Genomic DNA, 13,492 nt, shown 5'->3' on the forward strand with positions numbered 1-13,492 from the left:
CGAATTCGGGGCGGGCCGGCGCGGTCGCGCAAATCCTCGACGCCGAGGGTGTGGTGGCCGGGGCGGGGTTTCTGGTCGGCACGGATCTGCTGGTCACCTGCGCGCACGTGGTGTTGGCTGCCGGGGGCAGCCCAGGTGGGCGGTTGTGGCTGGTCTTCCCCCATGCGGACGGTGCGCCGCGGGTGGCCGGGCAGGTGTTGGCCCCGGCATGGCGTGCACCGGAGGCGGAGGATGTGGCGGTGGTGCAGTTGGACAGCGCGCCGGTAGGCGCCTCGGTGCAAGGATTGGGATCCGCGGCGGGGTGTCGGGGGCGCCGGGTGTCCTCGTTCGGGTTCCCTGCCCAGGCCCCGCCCGGCGGCCATTACGGCTATGGGATGGCCGGTGATCTGCTTTCGCTCACGGACGCTGGTGAGCTCCTGCAGTTGACCGACGCCAATGATCTTACGACCGGGTTCAGCGGTGGGCCGGTGATCGATGAGGTTACCGGTTTGGTGATCGGCATGATCACCGCGATCAGCCCTGTGGATACCCATCTACGCGGCACGGGTATCGCCTATGCCACCCCGACCCAGACCCTCCGCCAGGTGTGGCCAGAACTGGCTGAGCAGCAAGTATGCCCTTACCGGGGTCTGGAGCCGTTCACCGCCGAGCACACCGGATGGTTCCACGGCCGGACAACCGCAGTGAATCACGTGCTCGACGGGCTGGCCGGGCCACGACGGGCGCTGCTGCTGCTGGGGCCCTCCGGCGCGGGCAAATCTTCCCTGGTGCAAGCTGGCGTGCTGCCTGCGCTGGCCACCGGTGGGCTGCCCGGCAGCGACCGATGGATCCCTGTGCTGGCCCGCCCCGGGCAGGACCTGCTAGCCGAACTCGACCGCGCCGGGCTGCCCGGGGTTGATGATGGGCCGGTCGCCGAAGCGGTCGAGCGCAGGCTGGCAGACGAGCCGGCCGGCACACGGCTGCTGCTGATCATCGACCAGTTCGAAGAGCTGCTGACCCCGCTGGCCGCCGGGCAGGCCGGCGGCCCTCGCGACGTGCTTGACCGGCTCCGGGAGGCGATCGACTCGACCGCCGCGCTGACCCTGGTCCTCGTGATGCGCGATGACTTCTACCCGCAGCTGGCCGCACAGGCGCCGGAACTGCTGGAGGCTCTGACATCGGGCCTGGTCAACGTGCCAGCCACCCTGAGCACGCAGGATCTGCACGATATTGTCACCAAACCCGCTGCGGCTGTGGGACTTCGCTGCCAGGACGGGCTCGTCGAACGCATCATCACCGACGTGCTTGCTGTTGGCCCCGACGCCTCCGCCCACCACGCGCCGATCACCGTGCTGCCCCTGCTGGAACTGACGCTGCAGCAGCTCTGGCAGCGCCGGCAGGACGGCTACCTGACCCACGAGGCCTACCAGCGCATCGGCGGAGTCACCGGCAGCCTGGCCACCTGGTGCGACACCGCGATCAACCAACTGAGTCCCGCTCAACGACCTGCCGCGCAACGGATCCTCACCGCGCTGGTCCGCCCCGCCGACGAGGCCCACCACATTCCCGGCGTCCGCCAACAACGCACCCTGGACGTGCTTCGCGAGCTGGCCGACGGGGACGACCCCGCCTCCGGCGGCCAGCCCACCGATCAAGCCGACGAGGTGCTGGCCATTCTGACCAGCCAACGAATCGTCACCACCCACGCCGTCCCCGGCACCGGTCGGCCCCAGGACGCCCCCGCCCTCCCAGTCGCCGAACTGGTCCATGACACCCTCATCCGCGACTGGCACACCCTCCGCGACTGGGTCACCAGGGACCACGACTTCCACGACTGGCTGTGCCGCGTCGACGAAAAACGCACCCGCTGGGCCGGTCCCCAGAACCCCGACGACCTGCTGCACGGCACCGACCTGGCCGAAGGCCTCGACTGGGCCAAGCAGCGCCACCTACCCCACGACATCGCCGTCTTCCTGACCGCCAGCCATCAACGCCAACAAGCCGGACAGCGGCGTGCCAGGCGCCTGAACATCATTCTGGCCACCCTGCTCGTGATCGCCCTCGCCGCCGCGGGACTGGCCCTGTGGCAGCGGCAGACCGCCGCCGCCGCACAGCGCGCCGCTGTCGCCGCACAGCGCGAGGCCCAGTCCCGCCAACTCGCCGCACAGTCCACCACCCTCATCGATGCCAATTCCGATCTGGCCTCGCTGCTGGCCGTCCTCGCCTACCGGACCAGCCCAACCACCGAAGCCATTGCCAGCCTCTACGCCGCCGCAGCTCTGCCTCTTCGGCACCGCCTGAGCCACACCAGCAGCGTGTCGTCGGTGGCGTTCAGCCCCGACGGGAACACCCTGGCCACCGGCAGCGCCGACCGCACGGCGCGGTTGTGGGACCCGGCCACCAGGCAGACTCGCAAGACCCTGACCGGCCACACCGGCGGCGTGTCTTCGGTGGCGTTCAGCCCCGACGGGAACACCCTAGCCACCGGCAGCGAAGACGCCACGGTGCGGCTGTGGGATGTGGCGACCGGGCAGTCCGGCGAGACCCTGACCGGCCACACCGGCCCCGTGTTGTCGGTGGCGTTCAGCCCGGACGGGCGCACCCTCGCCACGGCCAGTCAGGATGGCACGGTGCGGATGTGGGATCCGGCCACCGAGAAGACCCGCATCACCCTGACCGGCCACACCAGCTGGGTGAACGCGATGGCGTTCAGCCCGGACGGGCGCACCCTGGCCACGGCCAGCGACGATAAGACCGTGCGGCTGTGGGACCCGGACACAGGGAAGACCCGCACCACCCTGACCGGCCACACCAATCCCGTGTGGTCGGTGGCGTTCTCCCCGGACGGGCGTACCCTTGCCACCGCCAGCACCGATAAGACCGTGCGGCTGTGGGACCCGGACACAGGGAAGACCCGCACCACCCTGACCGGCCACACCGACCCCGTGTCCTCGGTGGCGTTCAGCCTGGACGGGAACACCCTGGCCACCGGCAGCTACGACGGGACGGTGCGGTTGTGGGACCCGGCCACCGGGAAGACCCGCACCATCCTGACCGGCCACACCGGCCTCGTGTGGTCGCTGGCGTTCAGCCCGGACGGGCGCACCCTGGCCACCGGCAGCAACGACGCCACGGTGCGGTTGTGGGACCCGGCCACCGGACAGCCCGGCAAGGCCCTGACCGGCCACACCGGCCCCGTGTTGTCGGTGGTGTTCAGCCCGGACGGGCGCGCCCTGGCCACCGGGGGCGACGACGGGACCGCGCGGTTGTGGGACCCGGCCACCGGACAGCCCGGCAAGACCCTGACCGGCCACACCGGCCCCGTGTTGTCGGTGGTGTTCAGCCCGGACGGGCGCGCCCTGGCCACCGGCAGCATCGACGGCACAGCGCAGTTGTGGGACCCGGACACCGGGCAGGCCCGCACCCCCCTGACCGGCCACACCGGCTGGGTGAACGCGGTGGCGTTCAGCCCCGACGGGCGCACCCTGGCCACGGCGAGCGACGACGGGACCGTGCGGTTGTGGGACCCGGCCACCGGGAAGACCCGCACCACCCTGACCGGCCACACCGGCGGCGTGCGGTCGGTGGTGTTCAGCCCGGACGGGCGCGCCCTGGCCACCGGCAGCGACGACGCCACGGTGCGGTTGTGGGACCCGGACACCGGACAGCCCGGCAAGACCCTGACCGGCCACACCGGCCATGTGTTGTCGGTGGTGTTCAGCCCGGACGGGCGCGCCCTGGCCACCGGCAGCGACGACGGGACCGTGCGGTTGTGGGACCCGGCCACCGGGAAGACCCGCACCACCCTGACCGGCCACACCGGCACCATGGGGTCGGTGGCGTTCAGTCCGGACGGGCACACCGTGGCCACGGCCAGCTCCGGAACGGTGCGGTTGTGGGACCCGGACACCGGGCAGGCCCGCACCACCCTGACCGGCCACACAGGCTGGGTGAACGCGGTGGCGTTCAGCCCGAACGGGCACACCCTGGCCACCGGCAGCTCCGACGACACGGTGCGGTTGTGGAACCCGGCCACCGAGCGCATCACCCTGACCGGCCACACCGGCGGCGTGCGGTCGGTGGCGTTCAGCCCGGACGGGCGCACCCTGGCCACCGGCGGCGAAGACGGGACGGTGCGGTTGTGGGACCCGGCCACCGGGAAGACCCGCACCACCCTGACCGGCCACACCGGCCACGTGTTGTCAGTGGCGTTCAGCCCCGACGGCCGCACCCTGGCCACCGGCGGCAACGACGGCACGGCCCGGTTGTGGAACCCGGACAGCGGCCAGATAGGCAAGAATCTGACCGGCCACACCGGCCATGTGTTGTCGGTGGCGTTCAGCCCGGACGGGCACACCCTGGCCACGGCCGGCTCCGACGGGGCGGTGCGGTTGTGGGACCCGGCCACCAGGCAGACCCGCACCACCCTCGGCCAGAACGACCTTGTGTCCTCGGTGGCGTTCAGCCCGGACGGGCGCACCCTGGCTACCGGCGGCAACGACGGGGCGGTGCGGTTGTGGGACCCGGCCACCGGGAAGACCCGCACCACCCTGATCGGCCACACCGACCTTGTGTCCTCGGTGGCGTTCAGCCCGGACGGGCGCACCCTGGCCACGGCCAGCTCCGACGGGACGGTGCGGTTGTGGGACCCGGCAACCGGGAAGACCCGCACCACCCTGACCGGCCACACAGGCTGGGTGAACGCGGTGGCGTTCAGCCCGGACGGGCGCACCCTGGCCACAGCGAGCGACGACGGCACCGTGCGGTTGTGGGACCCGGACACCGGGCAGACCCGCGGCACCCCGACCGGGCACACCCGCCCAGTCTCCTCGGTGGCGTTCAGCCCGGACGGCCGCACCCTGGCCACTGGCGGCTACGACGGCAGGGCGCGGTTGTGGAGCATCACACCGCAAGACCCAGTCGCCGCCATCAACAAAATCTGCTCGGCCATCCACCGGGACCTCAGCCCCCTTGAAAGGGACGCGTACCTGCCGCCGGACCAACCGCTCGCGGCCGTATGCCCTCCCTCCTGAACAGCGTTTCGGCACCCCGGCGACCCACCCCGGACCCACCTCGGCCAGAACCAGCCGCAGATGATGTCGGGAGATCCCGGTGAATACCGGATGGCTGAAGACACGACGAGCCCACCGACGCGGCATCCACAAAGGATCGACGATCCGTGCAGCCCACGCCACTAGCAGCTATTGCGCACAAGATCGTTAGTGGCTGCTAGAGATAAGGCATCTGCCGAGTCTCCCGAGATGGGGATTCTTCGAACGTGCGGGCAGGCGGACCCTGGAGGACTACGTCAATGTGCAGCGCTGCAGGCACGGGCAGGTCGGCTGCGGTCGTAGCCGCCGGAGGCTCTGGTGCCGGCGATCCGTGTCGTTCAAATGTCCATTTTGCCACGGACTGATTATCCAGGCTGAATGCGTGATGTACTTTGAACTGGGTGAACGTGGTACCGATGTGGTGCAATCACAGACCCCTTGACTGGGGCACTCTATACTTCTGGCGACTTCGGCAAACGTTGCCTAGTACACCGCTGACCCTTTATATACCTGGGGGTCAAGTGGGTCCTCGAACTGTGCAAGGGAAAAACCTTCGCGAACCTGCGCGACCAAGCGAGTATCGGACTGCAATGCAACACGGCACCCGCTTGACCAGAGGTGGGCCGAGAGTGGTCCGGGATCAGGGGGCCGTGAGACGGATGGCGGTGCCAGCATGAGCGGCAGCCGTCCGCTGCCTATGGCCGTCACCGGTGGCCACTATATTGGCGCGATGCTTGCAGGACTCGATGAGATCGACTGGTCGGCGTACGAGGGGGCCTACGGCCCGGCCACGGACACGCCGGACATCCTGCGGGCCATGGCGGACTCGGACCCGGAGACCGCACGCGAGGGAAGCTACGAGTTCCACTCGTCGATCTGGCATCAGGGCAGCGTCTTCCCCGTGACCGTCGTGGCCGCGCCGTTCCTGGTCGAACTCGCCACCACGCCGGGCGTTCGAGGCCGCGACCGACACCTCATTACCCTCGGCATGCTCACCGACCCGGAGCAGAGCAACGGCGCCGACCAGCCAACTGTCCGCGACGTGATCGCCAGCCACAGCGACACGCTGGCATCGCAGCTCGCCGACGCGGATCCCGAGGTCCGCGCGGCGGCGGTCTACGCGCTCAGCCGCTGCGGGCCGCACACCCTGCCGACGCTGCGCGGCCGGTGGGCCGTCGAGTCCGACCCCGCGGTCCGGGCCGCGCTGCTGCTCGGCCTCGCACACCACGACGGACCCATGAACGTCGGCCTATGGCGCACTGTGGCTGCCACCGAAACATGCCCGGTGCCGTCGGCGGCCGCGCTTGCGTACGCGAAAGCCGGCGTCCCACTGCCTCCGGAGACCGTGTCGGCGATGGCGGATTCCTTCGCCTCGGGCGAGTGGCGCACCCCGTGGTCCGAGGGAGCCGCACTGGACGAGACCCTGACGCGGCTCGACGCCGGATCGGCGGATGCGCTCGTCGCGGCGATGCTGACCAGCAGTGGCCCTCCCGCCGTGCGTGTCCGCCTGGCCTGGGCCATGCTGACCCGGTTCCGGGAGAGCCGGTCAGCGCCGGTGGCGCTGTTGCCTCGGCTGCGCGCGCTGCTGGCCGACCCCGACGGCGAGGTCGTCGCGGCGGCCGTGCAGGCGGCAGAGCACGCTGGCGAGGCCGCGTCGGCGGTCGCCGGCGAACTCGCCCGCATCGCCGCGAGCGGCCTGAGCGCCGCACCGCGGCCGACGGACGACCCGTTCTTCCGGCACACCACCGGCGGCCTGGCGGTGTACCCGGAACCCGCTAACAGCGCCCTTACCGTCCTGGTTCGGCTCGGTGACCCGCGCTGGCGGGACCCGGCGCTGGCCGCCTGGGCGGCGGGCTACTGGCTGTCCGCCGACCCGCTGCTCGACCAGTACATGCCGGAGTTCGATCCGATCGCCCTGGACGGGGTGCGCCGCCGGATCAACGCGTTGCTCGCCGCTGAGGTTCCCGGCAACCCGATCACCGAGGCGGTGCTGGCGCTCGTGGGCTGGGGCCCGGCCGCCGCGCCGGCGGTGCCCGAAGTCCTCGCCGCGCTGCCGGCCGCAACGGCCGCCGCCCCGCTGGCTCTGGCCGCGATCGGCATCGCCACCGACGAGGTCGTCGCCGCCCTGCGCCGAGCCGGCGACACCCGAGCCGGGCACGCCCTCTGGCGGCTCACCGGCGACCCCGAGCCGTTGGTGGCGGCTGCTGCCGAGATGCTGGACCGGCGTCCGCTGCACTACATGTATTTCGAACTGGGCTACGTCGCCGACGCGGGTCCGGCAGCCGCAAGCCTGCTGCCGCGGCTGCGACCGGCGCTGACCGGGGTGGCCGGGCAGACCGGCCCCGAACGCCAGGCACAACTCGCCGCCGCCCTGGTGGTGTGGCGGGCCACCGGTGACGCGGCCGCGGTGCTGCCGACCGTTGAGGCGGTGCTGCGGGCTGCGGACGACCCTGCCTGGGAGGCCGCGAGCCTGGTCGCCGAGATGGCGCCCGCCGGTGCGGAACTGCTGCCGCTGCTACGAGAGAGGTTGGAAAACCAGTCTGCACCGGTCGACGCGGCCCGTGCGCTGTGGAGGCACGGCGTGGACCCAGCCGAGCTGCTCGATCCGCTGCTGACCGCTGCCGCGGCCCCCCACGGCGACACGCGCGCGGTAGCGCTGCTGGTGGAGATGGGCGCGACGGCGGCCGCGCCCAGGCTCACCGAGTTGGCCGAACAGGACGAGCGGGTGGCACGTCACGGATTCTGGGCAGACACCGTATGGCAGGACGAGAAGCTGCGTCGTGAACTCCGAGCCGCAGTCGCCGCCCTCAGTTGACCGGCACCGAGGACAGTTTGGCACGGTTCCTCATCGCCTTGACTTACATGGCGAGGCGGACCGTCGGCCGACTGAGCAGCACTACTCCTGCGTAATCCACTAACAACCTCTGGGAACTGGTGCCCGCAGCGCTGTTCAGCCGCGAGTCGTGCAGTCATGCCCAAGGGTCGAACGCCGGGGACCAGGCGGGGACCACACGTCACGCTTCTCACTCTCCGACCGGCCTCGCAGCGGAGTCTGTTCACGGCCCGTATCGGGCGTGACGTGCATAGACGTGTGGTCACCCGTCCTGGGGGTCAAGGGGTCGTCGGTTCGAATCCGGCCAGCCCGACAGCGAGAGGGTTTCCGCTGGTCACGGACCGCGGATGCCCTCTTTTTTGGTCCAGGGACGTCGGTCAAAGTCAAGTACACCGCTGATGGACCCCTTGACTGGACGGGTTGTTGAGTGACAAGCCTCAATGCGGGAAGTCTTGGTCGGGTCGGCGATTTCCATGCTCCAGGTCGAGCTGCGGTGATCCGCTGTTGCTAGATCATCCCGCTGTCGGACTTGTTGGGCTGGGTGCTTCCGTGGAAGCGCGGGAGTCGCGCGGCCTGGGGATCGGGAGTCTTTCCAGGGTGCTGGCGATGCGGTCGGCGAGGGCGGCTGGCGGCGTGTGGTCGGTGTGGAGTTGTAGCAGTGGCCAGTCCATGGCGGCCAGCGTGGCGGCGGCTGCCTGGTAGGCGCGGAATTCGCGGCTGGCGTTGCCCGGTTCGGCTTGCCGGTGACTGTGCGGCCCACGGGTGGTTAATTGGGTTTCCAGCGCGTCCGGGTTGCTGGAGAGGATCACCGTGAGGTCGGGCTGGGGCAGGCCCGCGTGGAGATCCCACATGACCTGTTCTGGGACGCCGCGCAGCATGTCCAGGACGGGTGAAGATCACGCCGCCAGTGCCGACAGCCGCGGCTGCGGCCAGCATCACCCACGCGGTGACGACTGCCTTGGGGTTCGTCATGGGGCCACATTGCCCGATCGGGCCTCGTCACGCATCCGCCGTCCGCACCGCAATCAGATCTCCGGATGACGGGCCAGTTGCAGACGCCGTGGGCACACGCTTGACGACGGCGTACACGATCCTGCCCTTGCCTCAAGATTCGTCCGTCGCCGACACGGGCATCACGCTTCCCGGGTCTCGGTCAGGCCAAAGTAGACTGATCGACTTGCTTCACCTATACCTTGCCCTGTAACAAGCTCAGCGTCTCTCGATCTTGCCACCTTCTTCGTCTACCGGCTTCCGTCAAGACGGTGACGTTTGCTGCGGCGCCAGCCGTGTGGGGCCGACCAGCGGAGCACTTCGGCGTCGTCTGCGGAGCCTGTGGTGCAGAGGGCCGCGCGACGGTTCGCGAGCGTCGCTATGCGGAGGCTCTCAGGGGCTCGAGGGCGGCTAGGATGAGGTCGAGGCCGAAGATGAACTCCTCCGCCGGGTCGTAGCCGGCAGCGACGAGCGCCGCGGCGGACTCGTTGAGGTAGGGGAACTCGTCAGGTGAAAGCTGGGGCAGAAAGACGTCCTCGGTCATGTTCGTGAACTCATCGGCGGTGTCGAACGGCAGGCTGGCTTCCTGCAGGGCGAAACCGTAGACGTAGCTGTCGAGCAGCCAGTTGGCGTGCGTCGCCATCAAGACCGTGAAGCCAGCCCTCCGCAGGCAGGCGGTGACCGCTTCGCGGTGGCGGAGGTTCGCGGGCCCCGGCGATGTCCGCGACTCCATCAGGCCGATCGCCCACGGGTGGCTTGCGAGAACCTGTCGGGCGGATACCGCCCGCCGTCGCATCGCTGACTGCCAGCCGGTCTCTTCGGGCGGGAGCTCGATCTCCTCGAAAACGATGTCGATCATGGCGTCCAGCAACTCCTCCTTGTTCGCCACGTAGTGGTAGAGCGACATCGCGCCCGCGCCGAGCTCGCCGGCCAGCCGGCGCATGCTCAGCCCGTCGACCCCCTCGCGGTCGGCGAGCCGGATCGCCTCGACGACCACCCGTTGCTTGCTCAGCCCTGCGTCTGACGCGGCTTGGCGTTGTTCCCTCGCAGACACGGGTCTCCTCGCTAGCTCGAATGGCTTGACAATCGTCCAGCCTACGGTCATCGTACAGTGTACGAGCGTCGTACAGTGTACGACGTACGGTGTACGAGTCGGCGAGAGTCGTAGCCCGGATGTGAGGAGGCTCCTGCGGGAATCGAACAGCCATCGAATGCCTGAGCACACCTGGTGCCCGGGGCGGGCCCGGCCGGGGCGACGACGACGGTACGGGCTGCCGTCCAGCACCGCTACGGCGCGCCCTCAGTGCTCGAGTCGTCCGAGTCGGGCTACCGCTGCCCGGTCGAGGCGATGTGCTCGTCCAGGTGGGCGCGGCCTCGGTACATCCCTGCCGCCACTCCGGCGGAGGAACCGCTCCTCTCGAAAGAAGAACCGTTGACAAGCTCCCCGCCCTAAAGGACGGGGATTCCCTTGGTCGCCCTCGGGTTTTCCTGTTTCGCCGACGACTGCCCCGTCCGAGAGGATTCTCGTTGAGGTCTTACACCGTCTCCGCAGGCTGTCACCGCCAGTCCGGCGGCCAGGATGTTACGTGCGGCGTTGACGTCGCGGTCGTGGACGGCGCCGCACCGGCACGTCCACTCCCGCACGTCCAACGCCACCTTGTCGCCCAGCGCGCCGCATGCCGAGCAGAGCCGGGTCGAGGGGAACCAGCGGTCCACGACGACCAGGTCCCGGCCGTGCCAGGCGGCTTTGTACTCCAGCATGGTGCGCAGCTGCCGCCAGGCCGCGTCGCTGATCGCCCGGGCCAGGCGGCGGTTCTTGACCATGTTGGCCACGGCCAGGTCCTCGATCACGATCGCTTGGTTCTCGCGAACGAGCCGAGTGGTCAGTTTGTGCAGGTGGTCGCGCCTGCGGTCGGCGATCCGGGCGTGGATGCGGGCGAGGTTGACCCGGGCCTTGGCCCGGTTGGCCGAGCCTTTCTGCTTGCGGGCCAGGTTGCGTTGCGCGCGGGCCAGCCGCTGCCGGTCGGTGCGCTCGTGCCGAGGGTTGGTGATCTTCTCGCCGGTGGACAAGGTGAGCAGGCTGTCGATCCCCGCGTCGATCCCGACCCGGCCGGCGGCCGGGGTCTGGGCGATGACGTCGTCACAGAGCAGGGACACGAACCAGCGCCCGGCCGCGTCGCACGACACGGTCACCGTCGACGGCGACGCATCGTCAGGCAGCGGCCGCGACCACACGACGTCGAGGGGCTCGGTCATCTTGGCCAGGGTCAGGGCGCCGTCGCGCCACCGGAACGCGCTGGTGGTGTACTCGGCCGACCGACGCGAACGCTTCTTGCTCTTGAACGTCGGGTACTTGGCGCGTTTGGCCCAGAAGTTGGTGTACGCGGTCTGCAGGTGCCGCAGCGCCTGCTGCAACGGCACCGCCGAGACCTCGTTCAAGAACGCCAGGTCGTCGGTCTTCTTCCACGCGGTGAGCAGGGCCGAGGTGGCGTTGTAGTTGATCCGCTCCCGGCGCTGTGTCCATGCCTCGGTCCGGGCCTGCAGGGCCATGTTGTAGACCAGCCGGACACACCCGAACGTCCGCGACAACTGCGCGGCCTGCGCGCCGGTCGGGTAGAAGCGGTACTTGAACGCCCGCTTCACGGTCCTGGACACGGCAGCAATCCTAAACGGACACTGCAGAGCCTTGGCGCGTGGGTGGACGCCGGTCCGCCTTGACGGCGGATCGGCTGTGCCTGTCCTGCTCCGCAGTGTTCCGTTTCCTCTCCGGCCTGAAGGCCGGAGTATCCACGGAAGGACTCAGATGACCATCCGAAAGAAAGCCCCGAACCTGCTCGACAACCCGCCGATCCCCGTGCAGGCCAAGCTCGCCGCCGCATGGACCAGCTTCATGTTCCTCTACATCTACGTCGACTACTTCCACCTCCACAAGCCCGGCGTCATCGACAACCTCCGCGGCGGCGTCGTCTTCGAGTTCGACATCAGCCCGACGTTGTTGACCATGATGCTCGCGTCCGTGGCGATCCCGGCCCTGATGGTGATGCTGTCCATGACGCTGCCCGCCCGGGTGAACCGCGCCACGAACCTCGTCGTTGCATTGCTCTACATCCCCTACTCGGTGGTCAACGCGGCAGGGGAGTCCTGGGACTGGGCCTTCTTCTACGGCCTCTCCATCGGAATCGAGGTGCTGCTCCTGGCCTTCATCCTGCGCTCCGCCTGGAAATGGCCTCGAACCCCCGCCGTCCCAGCCGGTCCCGCGGCGACCGACCTTCGACAGCAGGTATCCGCGCAAAGTCCCACGGCGTGACGCCCGCCGCCGCGGACACCGGGCCAACCGTGACCAGCTCAGTCGCGGTATCCGCAGAGAAACCTGCTCACGAACGGTCCGGTGTCCGCGGCGAGGGCTCACTGGCCGGTGGCCAACGCCCGTGATGGGACCCTGCCGCCGGCAACCGTCCTGGGGTCGTCGCGGCCCCGGACCGAGCCGCGGCGGGGATGTCAAGTGGCCGATTTCTCGGCGTCCGGACCGGCAGTGGTGCCGGCATCGACGAACCGCATCGGCCTTGTCCTGCGTGGCTTGGTCGGGTGGTGCCGTCGGGCGGGATCGGGCTGCCGTCTCCTCGAACTTCCCCGACGGGGCAGGCGCAAGTATTTCTGCGGCTGTCTCCTTCTGACCGGCTCCGCGTGACCAGGCCTTCCCGCCTTAGTGGGCGTATAATTCAAGAACTTTGTGAGTGATGCCGGTTTAGGTGTCTCGCCAGGTTGGTGTGTTTTCGCCGGTGGCGCGTTTAGCGAGGTTGTCGATCATGGCGATGTGGATCATGCTGGCGGAGTTGCCGGGAAGAGCTTCGTAGTCACGGGCCAGGCGTCGGTGCTGCATGATCCATCCGATCGTCCGTTCGACGACCCACCTGCGTTTGACCACGGAGAAGCCTCTGATCTGAGGGTCCTTGGTGACGACCTCGACGTCGATGCCCAGGGCTGCTCCGTGTTCGATCACCCGGTTCTTGAAACCGGCGTCGACCCAGGTCTTGGCCGGGTCGGGGTGGGTGGCTTTGGCCTGGTCGAGCAGGTCGATGCCGGTGGTGTTGTCGCTGGCTGCGGCCGTTGTGACGATGACGGCCAGGAGCAGGCCGAGGGTGTCGGTGACGATGCCGCGTTTGCGTCCGACGATCTTCTTGCCGGCGTCGACGCCCTGGGTGTGAAGCGGGACGTTGCCCGAGGTCTTCACGCTCTGGGTGTCGATCACGCCGGCGGTCGGGGTGGCCTCGCGTCCGGCCTGGGTGCGGACCAGGCCGGTCAGGTCGTAGTTGAGCTGGGTGAAGATGCCGTCGTTGGTCCAGGCCGTGAAGTAGTGGTAGACGGTCGGCCATGGCGGGAAGTCGTGGGGCAGGTAGCGCCAGGCGATGCCGGTGCGGTTGACGTAGAGGATGGCGTTGAAGATTTCCCGCAGGTCGTAGCTGGGTTTGCGGCCTCCGACGCCGGCGTCGGTGCGGGCCTGGCGCCATGCGGTCAGCCGTGGCGCGATCAGCGCCCAGCGGGCGTCGGACAGGTCGGAGGGGTACGCGGGCCGTCCGGTCATGCCGCCGTTCTACTATCGACAGCGGCCATTGGGTCGCACCCGATGTCCGGCAAACCT

At 69.3% G+C, this 13,492-nt stretch carries 7 protein-coding genes; 3 read left to right on the forward strand and 4 right to left on the reverse strand.

Annotated elements, in window-relative coordinates:
* Positions 1-467 precede the first annotated feature (467 nt).
* On the forward strand, positions 468-5,012 hold the full coding sequence (locus FLL47_RS35440) for a WD40 repeat domain-containing protein (RefSeq protein ID WP_186316103.1): 4,545 nt from the start codon (positions 468-470) through the stop codon (positions 5,010-5,012).
* A 748-nt stretch (positions 5,013-5,760) separates the two neighbouring features.
* The gene (locus tag FLL47_RS35445; RefSeq protein WP_186316104.1) at positions 5,761-7,845 is read left to right on the forward strand and encodes a HEAT repeat domain-containing protein; all 2,085 of its coding nucleotides are present in this window, start codon (positions 5,761-5,763) and stop codon (positions 7,843-7,845) included.
* A gap of 530 nt (positions 7,846-8,375) precedes the next feature.
* On the opposite strand, the gene FLL47_RS35450 is transcribed toward FLL47_RS35445, so the two are convergent.
* From FLL47_RS35450 to FLL47_RS35465, 3 genes are all read right to left on the reverse strand, one after another.
* Positions 8,376-8,741: a hypothetical protein gene (locus tag FLL47_RS35450; protein ID WP_144127033.1), complete on the reverse strand. Its 366-nt coding sequence runs from the start codon at positions 8,739-8,741 to the stop codon at positions 8,376-8,378.
* A 491-nt stretch (positions 8,742-9,232) separates the two neighbouring features.
* Entirely contained in the window at positions 9,233-9,850 is a 618-nt protein-coding gene (locus FLL47_RS35455; RefSeq protein WP_246159081.1) for a TetR/AcrR family transcriptional regulator, read from the reverse strand.
* A 452-nt stretch (positions 9,851-10,302) separates the two neighbouring features.
* Entirely contained in the window at positions 10,303-11,508 is a 1,206-nt protein-coding gene (locus FLL47_RS35465) for an RNA-guided endonuclease InsQ/TnpB family protein (RefSeq protein WP_144127034.1), read from the reverse strand.
* A 148-nt stretch (positions 11,509-11,656) separates the two neighbouring features.
* On the opposite strand from FLL47_RS35465, the gene FLL47_RS35470 reads away from it, so the two are divergent.
* Positions 11,657-12,160, forward strand: a complete 504-nt coding sequence (locus FLL47_RS35470; protein WP_144127035.1) for a DUF6326 family protein — start codon at positions 11,657-11,659, stop codon at positions 12,158-12,160.
* A 438-nt stretch (positions 12,161-12,598) separates the two neighbouring features.
* Here the strand turns inward: FLL47_RS35470 and FLL47_RS35475 are convergent, their stop codons facing one another.
* Positions 12,599-13,435 (reverse strand): IS5 family transposase, encoded by an 837-nt coding sequence (locus FLL47_RS35475; RefSeq protein WP_144127036.1) that lies wholly within the window; start codon positions 13,433-13,435, stop codon positions 12,599-12,601.
* Positions 13,436-13,492 lie beyond the last annotated feature (57 nt).

It is taken from the genome of Catellatospora sichuanensis (assembly GCF_007483665.1).
In the GTDB taxonomy this organism is placed as follows: Bacteria; Actinomycetota; Actinomycetes; order Mycobacteriales; family Micromonosporaceae; genus Catellatospora; species Catellatospora sichuanensis.